At 43.0% G+C, this 20111-nt stretch carries 20 protein-coding genes; 11 read left to right on the forward strand and 9 right to left on the reverse strand.

Annotated features, from left to right (window positions below; translation table 11 throughout):
• Nucleotides 1–144: 144 nt before the first annotated feature.
• On the forward strand, nt 145–873 hold the full coding sequence (gene pgdx / locus LQ983_RS05845) for a hybrid peroxiredoxin PGdx (protein ID WP_230621944.1): 729 nt from the start codon (nt 145–147) through the stop codon (nt 871–873).
• Between the two features lie 56 nt (nt 874–929).
• On the opposite strand, the gene LQ983_RS05850 is transcribed toward pgdx, so the two are convergent.
• Nucleotides 930–1151 carry a SlyX family protein gene (locus tag LQ983_RS05850; protein ID WP_006719768.1) on the reverse strand — a complete coding sequence of 74 codons (222 nt, stop codon included), beginning with the start codon at nt 1149–1151 and terminating at the stop codon, nt 930–932.
• Between the two features lie 89 nt (nt 1152–1240).
• Between LQ983_RS05850 and LQ983_RS05855 the strand changes: the two genes are divergently transcribed.
• The 5 genes from LQ983_RS05855 to tusB all read left to right on the forward strand — a co-directional run bounded on the left by LQ983_RS05855 (nt 1241) and on the right by tusB (nt 3745).
• Nucleotides 1241–1969 carry an FKBP-type peptidyl-prolyl cis-trans isomerase gene (locus LQ983_RS05855; RefSeq protein ID WP_109128743.1) on the forward strand — a complete coding sequence of 243 codons (729 nt, stop codon included), beginning with the start codon at nt 1241–1243 and terminating at the stop codon, nt 1967–1969.
• A gap of 78 nt (nt 1970–2047) precedes the next feature.
• A complete protein-coding gene (locus LQ983_RS05860; protein ID WP_111306012.1) occupies nt 2048–2716 on the forward strand; it encodes a transcriptional regulator in 669 nt (222 codons plus the stop codon).
• A gap of 2 nt (nt 2717–2718) precedes the next feature.
• The gene (gene tusD / locus LQ983_RS05865) at nt 2719–3096 is read left to right on the forward strand and encodes a sulfurtransferase complex subunit TusD (RefSeq protein ID WP_111306011.1); all 378 of its coding nucleotides are present in this window, start codon (nt 2719–2721) and stop codon (nt 3094–3096) included.
• Nucleotides 3093–3455: a sulfurtransferase complex subunit TusC gene (gene tusC / locus LQ983_RS05870; RefSeq protein ID WP_230621945.1), complete on the forward strand. Its 363-nt coding sequence runs from the start codon at nt 3093–3095 to the stop codon at nt 3453–3455. The genes tusD and tusC overlap by 4 nt, the downstream gene beginning before the upstream one ends.
• A 2-nt stretch (nt 3456–3457) precedes the next feature.
• On the forward strand, nt 3458–3745 hold the full coding sequence (gene tusB, locus LQ983_RS05875) for a sulfurtransferase complex subunit TusB (RefSeq protein ID WP_230621946.1): 288 nt from the start codon (nt 3458–3460) through the stop codon (nt 3743–3745).
• Between the two features lie 8 nt (nt 3746–3753).
• On the opposite strand, the gene LQ983_RS05880 is transcribed toward tusB, so the two are convergent.
• From LQ983_RS05880 to LQ983_RS05915, 8 genes are all read right to left on the reverse strand, one after another.
• A complete protein-coding gene (locus LQ983_RS05880; protein ID WP_230621947.1) occupies nt 3754–4521 on the reverse strand; it encodes an amino acid ABC transporter ATP-binding protein in 768 nt (255 codons plus the stop codon).
• 9 nt (nt 4522–4530) lie between these two features.
• On the reverse strand, nt 4531–5253 hold the full coding sequence (locus LQ983_RS05885) for an amino acid ABC transporter permease (protein ID WP_230621948.1): 723 nt from the start codon (nt 5251–5253) through the stop codon (nt 4531–4533).
• Nucleotides 5237–6016, reverse strand: a complete 780-nt coding sequence (locus LQ983_RS05890) for an amino acid ABC transporter substrate-binding protein (protein ID WP_230621949.1) — start codon at nt 6014–6016, stop codon at nt 5237–5239. The genes LQ983_RS05885 and LQ983_RS05890 overlap by 17 nt, the downstream gene beginning before the upstream one ends.
• A gap of 131 nt (nt 6017–6147) precedes the next feature.
• The gene (locus tag LQ983_RS05895) at nt 6148–7443 is read right to left on the reverse strand and encodes an FAD-binding oxidoreductase (RefSeq protein ID WP_230621950.1); all 1296 of its coding nucleotides are present in this window, start codon (nt 7441–7443) and stop codon (nt 6148–6150) included.
• A gap of 182 nt (nt 7444–7625) precedes the next feature.
• Nucleotides 7626–8960, reverse strand: coding sequence for a surface lipoprotein assembly modifier (locus LQ983_RS05900; protein ID WP_230621951.1), 1335 nt, complete (start codon nt 8958–8960; stop codon nt 7626–7628).
• Between the two features lie 176 nt (nt 8961–9136).
• Nucleotides 9137–10063, reverse strand: a complete 927-nt coding sequence (locus LQ983_RS05905) for a factor H binding family protein (RefSeq protein WP_230621952.1) — start codon at nt 10061–10063, stop codon at nt 9137–9139.
• A 277-nt stretch (nt 10064–10340) separates the two neighbouring features.
• Entirely contained in the window at nt 10341–10721 is a 381-nt protein-coding gene (locus LQ983_RS05910) for a pyrimidine dimer DNA glycosylase/endonuclease V (protein WP_230621953.1), read from the reverse strand.
• Between the two features lie 142 nt (nt 10722–10863).
• On the reverse strand, nt 10864–12228 hold the full coding sequence (locus LQ983_RS05915) for a patatin-like phospholipase family protein (protein WP_230621954.1): 1365 nt from the start codon (nt 12226–12228) through the stop codon (nt 10864–10866).
• Between the two features lie 317 nt (nt 12229–12545).
• Here LQ983_RS05915 and LQ983_RS05920 point away from each other — a divergent pair, with 317 nt between their 5' ends.
• From LQ983_RS05920 to lptD, 5 genes are all read left to right on the forward strand, one after another.
• Nucleotides 12546–13592, forward strand: coding sequence for an extracellular solute-binding protein (locus LQ983_RS05920; protein WP_230621955.1), 1047 nt, complete (start codon nt 12546–12548; stop codon nt 13590–13592).
• A gap of 274 nt (nt 13593–13866) precedes the next feature.
• Nucleotides 13867–14820: a transaldolase gene (gene tal / locus LQ983_RS05925; RefSeq protein ID WP_230621956.1), complete on the forward strand. Its 954-nt coding sequence runs from the start codon at nt 13867–13869 to the stop codon at nt 14818–14820.
• A gap of 129 nt (nt 14821–14949) precedes the next feature.
• Nucleotides 14950–16947 (forward strand): transketolase, encoded by a 1998-nt coding sequence (tkt, locus tag LQ983_RS05930; protein ID WP_230621957.1) that lies wholly within the window; start codon nt 14950–14952, stop codon nt 16945–16947.
• A 191-nt stretch (nt 16948–17138) separates the two neighbouring features.
• A complete protein-coding gene (locus LQ983_RS05935; RefSeq protein ID WP_230621958.1) occupies nt 17139–17699 on the forward strand; it encodes a DNA-3-methyladenine glycosylase I in 561 nt (186 codons plus the stop codon).
• A gap of 65 nt (nt 17700–17764) precedes the next feature.
• Nucleotides 17765–20110 carry an LPS assembly protein LptD gene (gene lptD, locus LQ983_RS05940; RefSeq protein WP_230621959.1) on the forward strand — a complete coding sequence of 782 codons (2346 nt, stop codon included), beginning with the start codon at nt 17765–17767 and terminating at the stop codon, nt 20108–20110.
• The last annotated feature ends 1 nt before the right edge of the window (nt 20111 follow it).

The following is a 20111-nucleotide window of genomic DNA, read 5'->3' on the forward strand; positions in this document are numbered from 1 at the left end:
TATAGAAAGTAACAATTAAAAGGATAGAATTAATTGATTGTGACTATATCATAATTTTACCTATAATTCATCGACATTTGGAATCTGTTTAGGTTTTGTATAGCAGTTTCTAATCCGTTCCACATCATTAATAGGAGAAAAATCATGTCCAATATGGAAGGTAAAAAAGTTCCTCAAGTGACATTCCGCACTCGCCAAGGCGACCAATGGGTTGATGTAACTTCATCTGAATTATTTGATAACAAAACTGTTATCGTTTTCTCTCTACCGGGTGCATTTACCCCAACTTGTTCTTCTTCCCACTTACCACGTTACAACGAATTAGCACCAGTATTCAAAAAATACGGCGTTGATGACATTCTCGTGGTTTCCGTGAACGATACTTTCGTTATGAACGCATGGAAAGAAGATGAAAAAGCCGACAACATCACTTTCGTTCCGGACGGTAATGGTGAATTTACCGAAGGCATGGGTATGTTGGTAGGTAAAGAAGATTTAGGTTTCGGTAAACGTTCATGGCGTTATTCTATGCTCGTGAAAAACGGCGTAGTAGAAAAAATGTTCATCGAGCCAAATGAGCCGGGCGACCCGTTCAAAGTGTCCGATGCCGACACCATGTTGAAATACCTTGCACCACAACACCAAGTTCAAGAATCCATCGCGATCTTTACTAAACCTGGTTGTCCGTTCTGTGCAAAAGCAAAACAAATGTTACATGACAAAGGCTTAAGCTTTGAAGAAATCGTATTAGGTCATGATGCAACTATCGTGAGCGTGCGTGCGGTTTCCGGTCGTGCGACTGTGCCACAAGTCTTCATCGGTGGTAAACACATCGGTGGTAGCGATGATTTAGAAGCGTATTTCGCGAAATAATCACCGTATCAACGGAAGAAAAAAGGACGTCAACATGACGTCCTTTTTGTTTTTAGTTAATAATGTGGCGGCGGGGTTTCTTCCGCTTGGCTGGCGATATTGGAAGGCTGCATGTCTTTCATTTTATTCACCACATAACGAAGTTGTAGCTGCATTTTGTCCAAAATAAATTGCTGCTCGATTAACGCCTGATTCAATTCTTCAATCACCGTTTCCTGAAAGGTGACTTTCATTTCCAACTCGGCAATTCGCTGTTCTAAATGTTGTTGTATCGACATAATAATTTCCTAAATAAATGTTGTGAATTTGTTGAATCCGTTTTACCCTATCCAACGCATCTGTCACTTATTATAAAGGATTGAACACAATGTTAAAAATTCAAAAAGTCTCCGCTTTAGCGCTTATGTTAAGTGCGGTCATTTCCGGCAACGTTTTAGCAGCAGAACAAAACGATGCTAAATTCAAAGAAGAATCTTCTTATGCCGTCGGAGTGTTATTTGGTACTGATTTACAAGGCCTTATCAATGCCCAAAAAGGCGTTATCGACTATGACAACGCAAAAGTGGTGGCCGGGATTGCCGATGTATTAAACGGCAAAGTTAAGTTGGAAGACAACAAAGACATCGCGACTGCTTTGCAAGGCATTGATGCTAAATTAAAAGCAGAGAGTGAAAAACGTGCCGCTGCCGTGGCACAGAAAGCCGAAGAGGAAGGCAATAAATTTGCCGCGGAATTTGCTAAAAAAGATGGCGTGAAGAAAACGGCTTCCGGTTTGTTATATCGTGTCGAAAAAGCCGGCTCCGGTAATGCGATCAACGCGACAGATGTCGTAAAAGTACACTATACCGGAAAATTACCGGATGGTACGGTGTTCGATAGCTCCGTACAACGCGGCACTCCGGCAGAATTCCCATTAAACCAAGTGATTAAAGGTTGGACAGAAGGTCTGCAATTAGTGAAAAAAGGCGGCAAAATCGAATTGGTATTACCACCAGATTTAGCTTATGGCAAAGATGGTGCCGGTGCGAGCATTCCGCCAAACTCAACACTTTATTTTGACGTCGAAGTCTTAGACGTGATGCCTGCGAAAAAATAACTAAAAAAACGACCGCACTTTTCGGTGTTGAACTGATAAGTGCGGTCATTTGTTTGAATCGACTCAACACGCTCTTTCATGCTCACAGATAAACGCCCTTTTACCGACGAAGATCGCACGATTTTAAATTCCTATATTGCCGTGGTTGACGGTGTCAGTGCGCTCATCGGGCAACATTGTGAAATCGTTCTACATTCTTTTGAGGATTTAGAACACTCTGCCATTTACATCGCTAACGGACATAACACCAACCGCCAAGTGGGCTCGCCCATGACCGATCTCGCGTTGCGTTCATTGCACAATATGAAATCGGAAAGCGTCAGCAAACCGTATTTTACCCGCGCCAAGAAAAGCAGTGGCTTGATGAAGTCAGTGACTATCGCGATTCGTAACAGCGCAAAACGTATCATTGGCCTGCTTTGTATCAACATTAATTTAGATGTGCCCATGTCGCAATTCCTGCAAAATTTTATCCCGGCATCGGATCACAGTGAAACCTCTGCGGTGAACTTTGCCAGTTCGGTGGAAGAACTGGTGGTGCAAACCGTGGAAAAAACCATTGAGGAAGTGACTTCCAACCGTATGGTGGCAAATAATAATAAAAACCGCCAAATCGTCGTTTCGTTGTATGAAAAAGGCATTTTCGACATTAAAGATGCCATCAATTTGGTGGCGGAACGCCTTAATATTTCCCGTCATACCGTGTATTTATACATCCGCCAAATCAAACAGGATCAGGACGAGTAATCATGGATTATGTATTGGTGGTTAAACAGCCGGTTTACGGTAGCCAAGGCGCTTTTCTTGCGTATCAGTTAGCGCAAGAACTGGTTCACAAACATTACATCCGCCAAATCTTTTTCTATCAAGACGGTGTCAGCAATGGCAATGCTTTGGTGTATCCCGCCAATGATGAATTCAATTTGGTCAAAGCGTGGCAAGCGTTTTCTCGCCAGTTTAATGTGCCATTACATTTATGTGTCGCTGCGGCACAACGCCGAGGCGTGGTGGACGGTGATTCGGCGGCGGATAAAAGTGCGGTCAGTTTGGCGGACGTTTTTCAACTTGCCGGCTTAGGTGAATTTAGCCAAGCCTTGCTTCAAGCCGATCGGGTGATAACCGTATGAGTAAACTTGCCTTTATTTTTCGTCATGCGCCCTACGGCACGGCCAATACGCGAGAAGGATTAGATGCGCTGCTTGCTGCGACAGCATTTTGTGCCGAAGAAGACATTGCGGTGTTTTTCCTAGATGACGGTGTGTTGAACTTGCAAAAACAGCAACAATCGGAAGTCGTCTTGCAAAAAGACACGGCAAGTGCGTTGAAATTATTGGATTTATACGATATTGAACAGCGCTATGTGTGTGCCGATTCACTGCAACAATTTCAGCTGACATCGTCGGATTTCGTCTTGGATTGTGATGTACTACCGCGTCAACAGTTGTTACAAATCCTGCAACAAAGTGAAAAAATTTTGACTTTTTGATTATGCTTTATACTTTTTCTCAAGCCCATTATTCACAAACAGAACTGGAACATTATTTGCTAAATGCCACGGCGCAGGATGCGGTGGTGTTATGGCAAGATGGCGTGTTATTGGCGTTAAAACAAGCGGATGTGTTGGCGCGTTGTCATGCTTCCTGTTTTGCCTTAGAGAACGACATTTTGGCGAGAAATTTAACCGCACTTCTGCCAAGTGATTCAAAAGTGCGGTCCATTTCGTTAGCGGATTTTGTTGCGCTCAGCGAACAGTATTTCCCACAAATTGCGCTATAAAGAATGCGTTAAATTTCATATTCCACGCAAACGGGAATTTTTGCCTGCAATAAGAATTGCTTGGTGCGTTCATGTTGTGGATTTTCAAAAAATTCGCGCGCGCTGTTTTGTTCCACCACATTTCCGTCAGCCATCAAAATCACACGATCTGCCACATCACGGGCGAATTGCATTTCATGGGTCACGATAATCATCGTCCAGCCTTCTTGTGCCAGTAACTTTAACGTTTGTAGCACTTCGCCCACTAATTCCGGATCCAACGCCGAGGTAGGTTCATCTAGCAAAATAATATCCGGTTGAACCGCTAACGCGCGGGCAATGCCTACCCGTTGTTGCTGACCACCGGAAAGTTGCGATGGATATAAGTGCATTTTGTCTTTTAAGCCCACTTTGGTGAGCAATTCCACGGCACATTGTTCCGCTTCCATCTTGCTTTTCTTTTGCACCACGACCATGCCTTCTATCACATTTTCAAGTGCGGTGCGATGGGGGAACAAATTGTATTGCTGAAACACCATAGATGAGCGACGACGTAATTTGAGTTCGTCCGCTTTGCTGATTTTCTTGGCAAAATCTAAGAAGAGGCTACCGTCGGTAAAACGTAGCGTGCCCTGTTCAGCGCGTTCCAATAGGTTTAAACAGCGCAAGAAGGTGGTTTTGCCTGAGCCGGAAGGGCCGAGAATCGCCACGACTTCGCCTTTTTCAATGTGAAAATCGATCCCTTTGAGCACCGGATTGCCATTAAATGTTTTATGAATGTTGTTCACTTCTAACATGCGATTTCCTTAGGCTTTAAGATGGCGGGATAGGCGTTGTTCTAAACGGTCTTGTGCAAAGGATAAAATCAAACAAATGCACCAGTAAATCAGTGCGGCTTCGCTATAAATCATAATAAATTCATAGTTTTCTGCGGTGATGTTTTGTGCCACACGAAACATTTCCGTCACTAATACTAACGACGCCAAAGAAGTATCTTTCACATTGCTGATAAAGGTGTTTGCTAATGGCGGCACAGACACACGCAGAGCCTGTGGCATGATGGTGCGGACGAAGGTTTGATAATAATTCATGCCGATGGAATAGGAGGCTTCCCATTGTCCTTTCGGAATCGATAAAATCGCCGCGCGAATGGTTTCTGAGGCATAAGCGCCAATGTTAATGGAAAAGGCGATAATCGCGGTGGGGAACGGATCGAGCTTAATCCCTACTTCCGGCAGCCCGTAGAAAATAATGAAAATCTGCACCAACATCGGTGTACCGCGAATGGTGGAAACATAAATGCGGCAAAGTATTTGCAATAAACGCATGCCGAGATTTGGCTTTTCCACAATGCGAATCAACGCCACAACTAACGCGATAGCGACTCCGGCAAAGAAAGAAATCACTGCTAACGGAATGGTTTTATCGATGGCGGCTTCCAACATAGGCCAAAAAGAGCTGATGACCTCATCAGCTCTTTCTGCATTCATAAAGGGGAGTGACGCGAGAAAATTATTGAGTAATGTCATCGCCGAACCATTTGATTGAAATTTGTTTCAAGGTACCGTCTTTTCTTAACTCTTCCAGTGCTTGGTTAATTTTTTCGATCAACGGTTCTTCTCCTTTTAACACGGCGAAGCCGGAAGGCACTTTTTCATCACGTTTTACGGCAATTTTCAAACCGGCATTCGGTTGTTTTTTGAAGTAATCCAATACTGCCAAGTGGTCGTTTACTGTGGTTTCGGCGCGATCTTGGGTGATCAATTTCAACGCTTGCGCCAAACCGTCCACCACGATTAATTCTGCCCCGTTGGCTTTGGCGATTTTGCCGTAGTTGCTGGTTAAGGATTGTGCCGCTTTTTTGCCTTTTAAATCTTCAAAGGTTTTAATGCTGTCGTCGCCTTCTTTGGTCACGATAACCGCAGTGGAATAGTTATACGGCGCGGTGTAAAGGTATTTTTTCAAACGTTCCGGGCTTGGGTTGGTTTGGTTGGCGATTAAGTCGAAACGTTTGGCGTTTAAACCTGCGTACATGGAATCCCATTGGGTTTCGTTAAATTGAATGGTTAAGCCTAAACGTTGTGCCACCGCTTCAATCACCTCCACATCAAAGCCGGTTGATTTGCCGCTGTCATCGTGGAAGGTGAAGGGCGCATAAGTGCCTTCGGTGCCCACTAATAAGGTTTTGGTTTTTTCTACGCGGTCAGAAATTTCACCCGCCATGGTTTGAGTGGCAATACCCAGTGCCAAGCCGGATAACAGTAATACGTTTGCAAAAATAGATTTTTTCATGAGTCATTCCTCTCTTGAGAATTTGCTTAATAAGACCAAAAGTGCGGTGAATTATTACAGTAAATTTACACCCAATAAAATAATCATTTTCTCTATCGTATAACCAAAAGAAATAAAATGATGTCACCAAATTAACGGTATTTATCCAAGAAACGGTAATAGTTCACGCCGATTTTTAATGCGAGGTTCTTCACTAATTTGCCGCCGAATACTGAAGGCACTTTTAATTTACTGAAGATAGCCAAGCGTTCATCGTTGCCTAAAATGGCTTCTGCGACAACGCGTCCCGCCAAACCGGTGAGCGCCACGCCGTGGCCGGAATAGCCATGGGCGAAATAAATATGTGGCGAAATGCGTCCAAAATGTGGATTGGAATTGATGGTCATGTCGATAGGGCCGCCCCAGCCATAATCAATTTTAACGTTTTCCAACTGCGGAAAAACGCGCAACATATTGTGTCGCATGACCTCAATCATGTTTTTCTCGGAACTGGAATCGCTACCAAACAATAAGCGGTTGTCGGCGCTTAAGCGGTAATAATCCAGCAAATAATTGCTGTCGCACACAGACATGCCGTTGTTGATCACGGAATCAGCGGTGGCTTGATCAAGCGGCTCGGTGGCGATGATAAAACTTTCTACCGGCAGAATTTTGCGTGCAATGCCGTGGTGAATGCTTTTCGGCAAGGCTGCAATGTAGGCATTGGTTGCCAGCACCACATCTTTGGCGATGACAGCGCTTTGATCGGTTATCACTTCAATTTCTGTCGCCTTTTCACGCAAATCTACCACAGGCGATTGCTCATAAATACGCACGCCCAAATCCAAACAAGCTTTTGCCAAACCTAAGCAATAATTGAGCGGATGCAAATGCCCGGAATTACTGTCATACAACGCACCGCAATAAATCTTACTGCCGAGATGTTGTTCCAGTTTTGTCTTATCCCAAAGCTGCATATGTTGATAGCCAAAAATCTCGTGGCTGGCTTTTTCAATAGCGATTAAATCTTCCATACGACGCTCGTTGAGCGCTAACGTGGCATAGCCTTTCTTCCAATCACACTCAATACCGTATTTCGCAATGCGTTCATCAATAATATCAATGGCTTCTAAGGACATTTGCCATAGCTTACGGGCAGTTTCCAAGCCTACTTGCTCGATATATTCATCGATGCCGTCTTCAAAACCGTTAATGGCTTGCCCGCCACTACGCCCAGATGCGCCAAAGCCAACCCGCGCGCCTTCCAGTACGATCACGCTTTTGCCTTGTTCAGCAAGTTCTAATGCTGTGGATAAACCGAAAAAGCCTGCACCGACAACACACACGTCAGCCGATTCTTTTTGATTTAACGGCGGTAACTCGAAATGTTGGTTACGGGTGACAGAATAATAGGATTCAATATGTTCTTGATGTGAAAACGCTAGCATAAATAAACGCCTGTAATGAAAAGTGGGTGCATATTACTACGCAAGGGGGAGAAGTCAATATTTGAACGAATGACAAAAGAGAACGGTGAATTTTCCGTGGCTTAAACGTAGAAAAATGTCATCAAAAATGACCGCACTTTGCTTTATGTTAAGAGGATTGATTAACAAAGTGCGGTCTATTTTTAAAATCGTTTTTCGATTTCCAAGGAAACTTGGTTATTTTTACGTTGATAAAACGCCGGAATATTACTGTCGATGTTAAGTCGTTGATAACTTAATTTCGGCATAATGCCTTGCCATTGGAGTATGGGGGACCAAAGTTTAAACGTCATTTGTTTTTCTTTATCTTTGCGGGTAATCGGGAATAAGAAGTGCTCGTCACCAAAAAGGCGAGTGCCGTAACGGGCGTCTAGGCTAAAACCGATTTTTTCTCGCCATTCATAGGACACGCCAAGTTGTAGTCCCTTACGAATGTAAGATTCTTGTCGATCTCGCGCATATTGTCGTGACCAATCGCCTCCGCCGTAGATGACCAATTCAGGCATTGGATTCCAAGCTAGAATAAGCGTTGCTTGGTTTTGGGTTCCGTTATAGGAATTCGCATGATGTTTGTTGACGTAATAGCGCCAATAACGAGCAAGGGAAAGATTGACCTGCCAATGTGATGAAAGCCATTGGCTATATTGTGTTAGTAAACCATATTTACGGTTGTAAAAATGACCGGAATACCATTCAAACTCTACTGTTGGCAGTAATCGGAAAGATTTCACAATATCTTGATACTGGTAGCCTAACTGCAATTTTGTGCGTTCTTCGTTGTATTTCCGATTATCCCAGTAATAAATGCCGTCACCCCCTATTTTGCTAAAGATAAAATGATTCCTGCCAAGGTTTTTGGCTCGAGTTAATGAGGCCGCATAGCGTAATCCGTTGGCCGATTGAGGTAGGGCTTTTTCATCGCGAATGAAAGTGCGGTTACCGAGTCGAATTTCTCGTTGATCTGACGCATTATTCACATTATTGGTTTTTTCGTACAACAAATTACCGTCAAATTGCCAACTTTGGGCATTTTTCATAGCTTGTTGGTACTGTTGAATTAATTGTTGTAAACCTATTGGTAGAGGCGTGTTAGAGAGTTTCTCACTTTCTTTTTGCGCTTGTTTGAATTGTTTATTTTCAAACAACATCGCCATGTAGTCGAAACGAACATAAGGCAAATCGGGATTTTCCACTAAAATGTCATGATAATTCTGAATCGCCTCGTGATGTTTACGTTGAGTACGTAGCAAAGCCCCTTTTGCGTAGCGGTATAAATTTTGGTCGGCATGAGGAATGCGTTGATAAACGAGCAATAAATCAGTTAATAAATCCCACTGGCTACCAACGAGAGCCTGATTAATTAAATTTTCCGTTAGCGCTAAATTCTTTTCTAAATCTTGTTGAGTGAGTTGAATGCCACCAGTTTGTTTTGTTGTTGATATCTGTTGGGTGGCATTGGCAACTACCGGTTGAGGCATAATATCTATTGGACTCCAAGTTGGTTTGTCCGCAGGTTCAGCAAGTGCCGATAGCGATAGAAAAAGAAAACTCCCCAGTAATGTATGTATTAATTTTTTTTTCGTTATTTTATTCATGAGTTATTTTTCCGAAAATAAGACATCCAATTTGAATTGGATGTCTTATTAAGTGACCGTTATGGTTGTTTTTCACCGCCAAAGCCGACGTGCCACTCACCTTCTTTGCTGTTACGGGAGCCGGTTACGTAACCCGCGACTTCTTCTGCTTTCGGTCCGAAAATGGAAACATAATAGTAGTATGCTTTCATTTTTTCAGTTTCTGCGCTGCTACTAATGCCTTTCACTCTACCGGCTGTTGATAGCGGATTAAATGGTGAAGCAGAGCCGATACTACCTTCTTTTAGCGTAATCTTACCGGTTGAATCAATGCCGGTTATGCTACCGCTTCCTTTTTTGCTATCAAAGTCGATAGCGTAGGTCAATTCACCCGTTTCTACCCCTTTTCCAAAGTTAGCAAAGGCTTTCCCTTGATAAGTCGCTTTGCCGTTTAGTGATTTAATAACATCATCTGATGTTGGTAAACCGCTGACTAATTTCACTTGGAAGGTGTTTTCTTTGCCTAAACGTCCTTTAGGATCAGATTTTCCGTCATATTGATATTCGGTCGGTAACGTAGCGATCACAACAGAATAAGGCTGTTGATAGAGATACATTGTGCCTTTTTCACGCGTCTCAACGATTTTGTTATCCGGGTAAGCGACAAGTAATTCTTTTCCTTTCGCATCATATTTTCGTTCTAATAAACCGTCCGGCAACGCAGTAATGTCAATACGGTCGGTCATGTTATAAGTATGCCCATTGATCGTTAACGTCATTTCTTTTTCACCGCTTGACCAGTTACCCGCTTGTGGCCCTTTTACTGTTTGAATGGCCAATACGGACTTACTTGCAAGCACTTCTTTATAATTACGTCTGTAATCAAGGGACTTGCTTGCATTTTGGGTGTGCGATGCTTCACCTTGTAATGGCGGTTCTGGGTTATTTGAACTACAAGCCGTCACGCTTAAAATAAGTAAGCTAACATAAGTTAGTTTTCTTAACATAATTGCTCCTTATGAATTTCATTATTAATATTTTCCCTTTGGTAAAATCAAACAGCAGTAATACCTAAGAGTAATCGTAATATATGAATATATACAACACAAGTCGGGGAGTGATTTTAACTCCTTATTTTTGTTATCTTTATTAATCGAAAACAATTTCGTTAAAGCATCAATTTTGCTTTATCGTTACAGTTAAATTCTGAGTTAGAGAGATTTTTGAGCTGAGTCACTTGGAAAAGTGCGGTAGGAATTTGATGTGTTTTTGGGGAATGAGATATCAACGGTGGGGCGTAAATCTTGCCTTTGCCGGCATGCGTTCTTGAATGCGTGCGCGGTTGAGTGCGAGGGCGGTTTCTGTGGGGTCGTAATCTTGCCATAAGGCGGGATCTAGGGGTAAATCTTCGTTCCAAATGTATTGCACGTTAAAGCCGCGCGCTTTGCATTCGACGTGTAGGAGGTCATAGCGTTTTTTCAAAAAAGCCATTTTGTTGAAGAAGAAACGCACATGTCCTTCGCCTAATTTGTATTCCGTTGGTTGTCCTTTTAAATGGTATTTGCCTTTGGCGACGGCATTGGGGATGCGGGTAAGCTCGCGGTGTTCGGCGAGTAGATGTTGATCGCACAATTCGGCAGGTGGCACCAGGTTGATTCGGGTCATGCTTTGTCTATAAGGTTAAAAATGATGCGTCATACTAGAAGAAATCGGCGATATCGTCCAGTGACTTTTTAGGCGGAATCCATCAAAGTATAAAGTGCGGTCAAAAATTAATGTGTTTTTTGACCGCACTTTAGTTTTTTGATTATTGCAACGCTTTCAATGCCTTGCGGTATTCTTTTGATTGTTGCAATAAAATTTTAGCGGCTTCGCGCAGTTTATCCACGTCTGATTCCGGCAAATAGAAAGAGGTCCCGATGTTGAGGACGTCATTTTTCAACTGTCCTTCCGGTAGATTTTTCAAACTTAAATTCACAAAATAAATCTTAATTTTTACGTCTTTTTTACGCTTAGCGTAAGCGTTCCATTGCTCGGCAAATTTTTGTGAATATTTCACCGTAGATTCCGTGGTTTTATCAATCGGTACATTTATGACCGTGTTCACCACTTCTTTAATGCCCGGTACGTCGGCAGATTTATCAATGTGGCTGGTGCGCTCGTTTTGTGCGTTGACGTTGACCACGACAATATTGCGTAAATTGTAGTGTTTAAGCTCAGCATATAATTTACGCATGCTGAGTAAATTCGACACATCCAATAAACTGGCTAGGCCAAGATTGTCTGTTAAGCCACCGTCAACCAGATGTAAATACGGTCTTTCCGCACTGTTTTGATAACGCGCAACACGTTTTTTCATGGCTTCAAAATTGCTCAACAACAGACGATTTTTCGGTTGTGTCAGCATCAGCAAGTCTTTCTTGCTTTCCGCATGGCAGGTGCCACCGTGATTGTTTTGTGTGATTGGCGAGAAAATTAGCGGCACGGCACTGGAAGCGGCTACCGCGCGGGCGATTTCAACATCATTGAGATCCACGCAAAGCCAATCGAAGAAATCTTGTGTAAAGGAAATTTTTTGTTCTGCGGTCATGTCGGTGGCGTTAATGACGGCAAAGGGCCCTTTGCGTTGTTCAAGATCCGCAAATTTTTTCCCACCATACAGCGCAAGATTCAGCTGCTCCTGTAACAAATCGCTGCGCCCGAATTGTGGGGAGGTAAGGCGAGGTACGTTGCTCATGGAAAAGACTTCATTAATGACTTTTTTCTGGAAATTCTTTTTCAAAAAGGACTCATTGAATTTTGGAATAATGTCTTGTCCTTCTAACGCAAAATATGCGGCAAGTACGGAGCCACCCGAAACGCCATACACCACGTCAATATTTTGTAACAAGGTATCGCCTTTTTCTGTTGGGCGTATTGTCGCATGTTGGAACTGTTCTAACACACTGTAACCTAAGGAGGCTGCCCGTGAACCACCGCCGGAAAAGGCGACAATCACCAAATTTTCTTTTTGCAACGCCTGTTGCATGGCATTTTCTAAACGATAGCCTTTTTCCGGCTCAATTTGTTCAATGGTTTTGGCGGGGTGATAAATAATGGAATGGCATGCGGTAAGTAAAGCAAGGCTGCCAGCAAGTAAGGTGCATTTGAAAGAAAAGTGAAGGTGTTTCATAACAATATCCCTTTGCTTTGATTGGATAATTTTTATTCTACAACGCTTATAAGCAAGGTGAAAGGGAGGTTGATCACACATCATGGATTTTGACCGTTGGTTATGCCATTGCGTTAGCCTAAGTGCGGTAGGAATTTGTAACGTTTTACATAAAAACAACCTGAAAATCCACCGCACTTTATGCGGTAAAAATTCACCCGATTTGTCCGAAAGCACGGGACAAGCGTTTAAAATCTGCTATACTGCCCGCCGAGTTTTTACTCAGTTCTTTTATGAAAATTAACCACTCGCTATGATTAGCTTTGGAGGACAATAAATTGAAAAATTTGTTTGCAAAAACGCTTAAAACCCTCGGCTTGACGCTGACTCTCCTTTCCACCACCGCCTTTGCGCAAGAAAAACTGTACGTTTATAACTGGACCGATTATGTCCCTTCCAGTCTTGTTGCTGAATTTACCAAAGAAACCGGTATTGAAGTGATTTATTCCACCTTTGAAAGCAACGAAGAAATGTATGCCAAACTCAAACTGATTTCTGATAACGCCGGTTATGACTTGGTGTTTCCGTCCAGCTATTATGTGAACAAAATGGCGAAAGACGGCATGTTGCAAAAGCTCGATCACAGTAAGTTAAGCAATTTCAAACAAATTCCGGACAATTTATTGCATAAAGACTTCGATCCAAACAACGAGTATTCCTTGCCTTATGTTTACGGCTTAACGGGATTGGCGGTGAATTCCGAAGATATTGACCCGAGCAAAATCACCAGCTGGGCGGATTTATGGAATCCTGAATACAAAGGCAAAGTGTTGCTGACCAGTGATGCGCGTGAAGTGTTTCATATTGCGTTGTTGTTAGACGGCAAATCACCGAATACGACTAACGAAGAAGAGATTAAAGCGGCTTATGAACGTTTGGTGAAACTGCTGCCGAACGTGGCAGTGTTTAACTCCGATTCGCCGGAATTGCCTTACGTGCAAGGCGAAGTGTCATTGGGCATGATTTGGAACGGTTCCGCTTATTTAGCGCATAAAGAAAACGACAAAATTGTTTTTGTGTATCCGAAAGAAGGTGCGATTTTCTGGATGGATAATTACGCTATTCCCAAAGGTGCAAAAAATGTCGAAAATGCTTATAAATTCATTGACTTCCTATTGCGTCCTGAAAACGCCAAAGTGGTGTTGGAACGATTGGGTTATTCCATGCCAAATAATGGGGTGAAAGCCTTGTTAGAACCGGCAATGGCTGAAAATCCAACTCTCTTCCCACCGGCAGCGGAAGTGGAAAAAGGCATTATCCAAAGCGATGTAGGCTCCGCGGTAGATATTTATGAAAAATATTGGAATCAATTAAAAACCAATTAATTTCTATTCTGCCAATAAATACATGAAAAACGACCCGCACTTTATATGTAAGTGCGGGTCGTTTTTTATTTAAGCCATCAAATGATAAAAATCCACCGAATTAACATTTATTTTATAAGATGAAACCTATTGATTTCATTACGTAAGAACACGTCTTAAAAGTTGCTTTCTGGGCTAAGTGGGGGTATATTCCTAGTACTTTTTGGCTATGCGCAAAGATAGCTATCTTAACGATTCAACTCGTTTTTCCACCCTCCAAATAAAGGAATACATTATGACTAACCAGTTAGATTCTCTTCGCGAACTTACCGTTGTTGTTGCCGATACCGGTGACATTGATGCCATTCGTCAATATAAACCTGAAGATGCCACGACGAATCCATCTTTGATTCTGAGTGCAGCGGCGCTACCACAATATGCGGCGTTGATTGATGAAGCAATTGCTTATGGTAAACAACAAAGTCAGGACAAAGCACAGCAACTTGTTGATGCGGAAGATAAATTGGCGGTCAACATTGGTTTGGAAATCTTAAAATTAGTCCCTGGCCGTGTTTCTACGGAAGTGGATGCGCGTCTTTCTTATGACACCGATGCAACAGTGGCAAAAGCGAGAAAATTGATTGCGTTGTATGAAGCGGCAGGCATTAATAAAAATCGTATTTTGATTAAAATCGCCTCTACATGGCAAGGTATCCGTGCTGCGGAAATCTTAGAAAAAGAAGGCATCAATTGTAACCTGACGTTGTTGTTCTCCGAAGCGCAAGCACGCGCTTGTGCAGAAGCGGGCGTTTATTTGATCTCACCATTTGTGGGCCGTATTTTAGACTGGTACAAAGCTAACACCGATAAAAAAGAATACGCACCGGCAGAAGATCCGGGCGTGATTTCTGTGACCAAAATTTACAATTACTACAAACAATATGGCTACAAAACGGTAGTGATGGGCGCAAGTTTCCGTAATGTAGGCGAAATCATTGAATTAGCCGGTTGCGACCGTTTAACCATTGCTCCGCCGTTGTTAAAAACCTTACATGAAACCCCAAATGCGGTGGTGAGAAAACTGGCTTTCCAAGGCGAAGTACAAGCCAAACCGCAACCATTAACCGAAGCGGAATTCTATTGGCAGCATAATAGCGATGCGATGGCAGTGGAAAAACTGGCCGAGGGTATTCGTAAATTTGCTGTTGACCAAGGCAAATTAGAAGAGATGTTACTGTCTAAATGGTAATGGTTTATTAGTCATGTTTTAAGCAAAAGTGCGGTGGAAATTTTCCGTGTTTAAAAACGCCGAAAAATCTGACCGCACTTTTTTATGAGCACACCCTATTTTGTCAATTTATCTCAATCAGGAGGCACAATGTCAACTCGTCAACAACTCGCCAATGCCATTCGCTTTTTAAGTATGGACTCGGTGCAAAAAGCTAAATCCGGTCACCCGGGTGCACCGATGGGCATGGCGGATATCGCAGAAGTATTATGGCGTGATTTTTTACATCACAACCCAACCAACCCGCAATGGGCTAACCGCGACCGTTTCGTGCTATCTAACGGCCACGGTTCTATGCTGATTTACAGCTTGTTACATTTAAGCGGTTACGATGTATCTATTGAAGATTTAAAACAATTCCGTCAATTACATTCCAAAACTCCGGGACACCCTGAATTTGGTTACACACCGGGCGTTGAAACCACTACAGGCCCTCTAGGTCAAGGCATCACCAACGCAGTCGGTATGGCGATTGCAGAGAAAACGTTAGCGGGTCAATTTAACCGTGAAGGTCATAACATCGTGGATCACCACACCTATGTTTTCTTGGGCGATGGCTGTTTAATGGAAGGGATTTCCCACGAGGCTTGTTCTTTAGCAGGTACCTTGGGCTTAGGTAAATTAATTGCCTTCTACGATGACAATAACATTTCTATCGATGGTCATGTTGACGGTTGGTTTACCGATGATACACAAAAACGCTTTGAAGCTTACGGCTGGCAAGTAATTCCGGCAGTGGATGGTCACAACCCGGCACAAATCATTGAGGCGATCAAACAAGCGCAAGCGGAAACCAATAAACCGACCTTAATTATTTGTAAAACCATTATTGGTTTCGGTTCCCCGAATAAATCTAACTCTCACGATTGCCACGGCGCACCATTAGGTGATGAAGAAATCGCATTAACCCGTAAAGCACTAAACTGGGATTACGCACCGTTTGAGATCCCAGCTGATATTTATGCACAATGGGATGCAAAAGCGAAAGGCGCAGAGCTAGAAAAAGCATGGCATGAAAAATTTGCTGCTTATGCGAAAGCCTATCCGGAATTGGCTGCTGAATTTACCCGCCGCATGGAGAAAAACCTTCCGGCTGATTGGGCAAAAGAATCTCAGGCGTTTATTGAGCATTTACAAGCGAACCCGGCAAGCATTGCAAGCCGTAAAGCCTCACAAAATGCTATTGAAGCTTATGCAAAAGTGTTACCGGAATTACTTGGCGGTTCTGCCGACTTGGCAAGTTCCAACCTTACGCTTTGGTCCGGTTCTAAACCGATTCGCGCGACTCAAAACGTGGATGGTAACTACCTCAACTATGGGGTACGTGAGTTTGGTATGGCGGCAATCATGAACGGTATTGCGCTTCATGGCGGTTTCATCCCTTATGGTGCAACGTTCCTTATGTTCATGGAATACGCTCATAACGCGATTCGCATGGCAGCCTTAATGAAACAACGCAGCTTGTTCGTGTTCACCCATGATTCCATCGGTTTAGGCGAAGATGGTCCAACCCATCAACCGGTTGAACAAACCTCCGCATTGCGTTTAATCCCGAACTTGAACACATGGCGCCCTTGCGACCAAGTAGAATCTGCCATTGCTTGGAAAGCGGCGATTGAAAGAACCGATGGCCCAAGTGCATTAATTTTCACCCGTCAAAACTTGGCACAAATGGACCGCACTTCTGAGCAATTAGCTAACATAGCGCGCGGTGCTTATGTGTTAAAAGATTGCGCCGGCACGCCGGATCTGATTTTCATTGCGACCGGTTCTGAAGTGGAATTGGCAGTGAAAGCCGCAGAACAATTAACGGCAGAAGGCAAAAAAATCCGTGTGGTTTCTATGCCAAGTACGAACGTGTTCGACAAACAGGACGAGGCTTATCGCGAAGCCGTATTGCCAAGCGCGGTGACTAAACGTGTTGCTGTTGAAGCGGGCATTGCCGACTTCTGGTACAAATACGTCGGTTTCAACGGTCGTATCGTTGGTATGAACAGCTTCGGTGAATCCGCACCGGCAGACCAATTGTTCAAACTCTTTGGTTTCACGGTAGATAACGTGGTCGCTAAAGCGAAAGAAATTCTTTAATTTCAGACCGCACTTTAAACAAAAAAACCACCTCTGTATGAGGTGGTTTTTTCTTATAATTCAAATCAATGAAATGAAGGTACAATCGTTTCTTTCAGAATTTTTATTCTAGTCAGGTTTTATGTCTTTAAAAGAATGATTAGACCTTTTTTGAGAGGTAATATGAGGAAAAAGAAATAAAGGGAGGAGGTATGATAAAACGTTGTGCTTGGTCGGAGGAGTTGCCAATTTATCGAGATTATCACGATAACGAATGGGGCAAGCCGCAATTTGATGAGCAGAAATTATTTGAAAAGCTATGTTTGGAAGGTCAGCAAGCGGGGTTGTCTTGGATTACGATTTTGAAAAAGCGAGAAAATTACCGAAACGCTTTTTTTCAATTTGATCCGGAAAAAGTTGCCCAAATGACGGCTGAAGACATTGATCAATGTATGCGAAATCCGGGATTGATTCGTTACCGAGCAAAGCTAGAAGCCATTGTTAAAAATGCGCAGGCATTTCTTGCCATGAAAAAGTGCGGTGAGAATTTCAGTGATTTTATTTGGTCTTTTGTAAACCATCAGCCGCAAGTGAATGATGTTTCCAAACTTTCGGTGGTACCGGCACAAACGCCAACGTCTATTGAAATGTCAAAAGCGTTAAAAAAACGCGGTTTTGTGTTTGTCGGTCCAACCACTTGTTATGCCTTTATGCAATCCATGGGATTGGTGGACGATCACTGGAATCAATGTCACTGTAAATCGCCGGATTAAACAGTGCGATCCCCCTTATTTTCCCGTATAATCACGCCATTATTTGGCTAGAAAATGGTTGTCCAATGAAGAAAAATGCTTATACCTTAATTTCACTGTCAATTTTGACCGCACTTTATAGCGCAACAAGTGCCGCCGATTTAGCAAAACAATGTTTATCCGGCGTACCGCACTTTACCGGTGAGGCGGTGTCCGAAAATCCAAATGATTTGCCGATTTACATCGAGGCGGACAGTGCGGAAATCAACCAATCTAACGGCGGTGTTTATAAAGGCAACGTAGATATCAAGCAAGGTGCTCGCCATTTGCAATCTGCGGAAGTGGAAATTCAGCAGACAGGTGAAGGTGATAACCTAGAACGTTATGCGTTTGCGCGTGGCGGTTTTGATTACCGGGACAACCAAATTAATCTTTTGGGTGACGATGCGAAAGTGCATTTAAACAACAAAGATACGGATATTCAAAATGCCAATTATCAATTAGTGGATCGCCAAGGCCGTGGCACCGCAGAAAGTGTGGAATTGCGTGATGACTATCGTGTGATGAAAAATGCCACCTTTACCTCTTGTTTGCCGGACGATAATTCTTGGTCTATTTACGCCAATGAAATGCGCCAACATGTCAAAGAAGAATATGCGGAAATGTGGCATGCCCGTTTACGCGTACATGGCGTGCCGGTATTTTATACCCCGTATTTACAGTTACCAATTGGTGATCGCCGTCGTTCCGGTTTACTTGTGCCGGTTGTGGGACATTCCAGCCGTGACGGTTATTTCTATGCCCAGCCGGTGTATTGGAATATTGCGCCGAATTTTGATGCCACGATTGCACCAAAATATATGTCTCGCCGTGGTTGGCAAGTTAACGGTGAATTTCGTTATCTTAGTGCCTTGGGTGAAGGGCAAATTGCCGGTGAATATTTGAATGATGACCGCTTAAGTGATTACATCAGCGACAACCGTAAACGTCATTTATTCCATTGGAAACACAATGCGGCGTTTGCACAGGATTGGCGCTTAGATATTGATTACACCAACGTGAGTGACAAACGTTATTTTACCGATATTGATTCCAACTATGGTAGCAGCACCGACGGCTATACAAATCAAATCGCGCGTTTAGCCTATTATCAACCGAACTACAATATCGCCCTTTCCGCCAAACAATTCCAAATTTTTGATGAAGTAGATGTTGGGCCTTATCGTGCGTTACCGCAAATTGACTTCAATTATTACCAAAACGGTTTACTTGACTATAAAGTCGATTTTAAACTCTTTTCTCAAGCGGTACGCTTTGATAATGACAGCGCAAGCATGCCAAAAGCGTGGCGTTTCCACCTTGAGCCAAGTTTAAATAGTACGTTGTCGAATCGTTATGGTAGTGCAAATTTTGAAACCAAATTATATGCGACCCATTACCAACAAAAGCGGGGTAAGGGAGCGGCTGCCGAGGATGTTGAACGTAGCGTTACTCGTGTAATTCCACAATTTAAAGCAGATTTCCAAACCGTATTGGCGAGCAACAAGAGTTTCTTAGAGGGCTACACACAAACCCTTGAGCCGCGTGTGCAATATTTGTATCGCCCTTATGAAAACCAAAGCAATATCGGTTCCAAACGAAATTCAGAGTACCTTGGCTTTGGATACGATTCTTCATTATTGCAACAAGACTATTTCTCTTTGTTCCGCGATCGCCGTTATAGCGGTTTAGACCGTATTGCTTCCGCTAACCAAGTGACGGTTGGGGGAACGATGCGTTTCTTTGACGAAAACAAAGAAGAACGTTTTAATGTTGCCGCCGGACAAACCTATTATTTGGAGTCTTCACGCATTGACGATGATCCACGTAATAAAACCTCCGGTTTATCTTCTTCCTGGGCGGTTGAGTCTAACTGGAAGATTGATGAACAATGGCACTGGCGTGCGAGTTTCCAATACGACCAACAGTTAAAACAAATTTCTTTGGCAAATACCGGCATCGAATTTAACCCAATGAACCATAATGTCATTCAGTTAAATTATCGTTATGTAAGTCGAGAATATATTGAGCAAAACTTAACGTCCAATGCTCAAGGCTACAACCAAGACATTAATCAGTTAGGGATTCAATTTGGTTGGGAATTAACGGATAACTGGGCAATCGTTGGTCGTTATTACCAAGATCTTTCCTTGCAAAAACCGGTAGAACAATATCTTGGTTTGCAATATAACACCTGTTGCTGGAGTGTTGGTGTGGGAGCAAGACGTTATGTCACAAACCGTCAAAATCAAAGAAACGATGAGATGTTTTATGATAATGCCATCGGGGTGACATTTGAATTGCGTGGTTTCGGCAATGATCACCAAAGCGGTATCGAGAATATGATGAGACGGGGTAAATTGCCTTATCTACAAGCGTTCAGCTTATATTAAC

Source organism: Aggregatibacter sp. Marseille-P9115 (assembly GCF_920939465.1).
GTDB classification, from domain to species: Bacteria; Pseudomonadota; Gammaproteobacteria; order Enterobacterales; family Pasteurellaceae; genus Aggregatibacter; species Aggregatibacter segnis_B.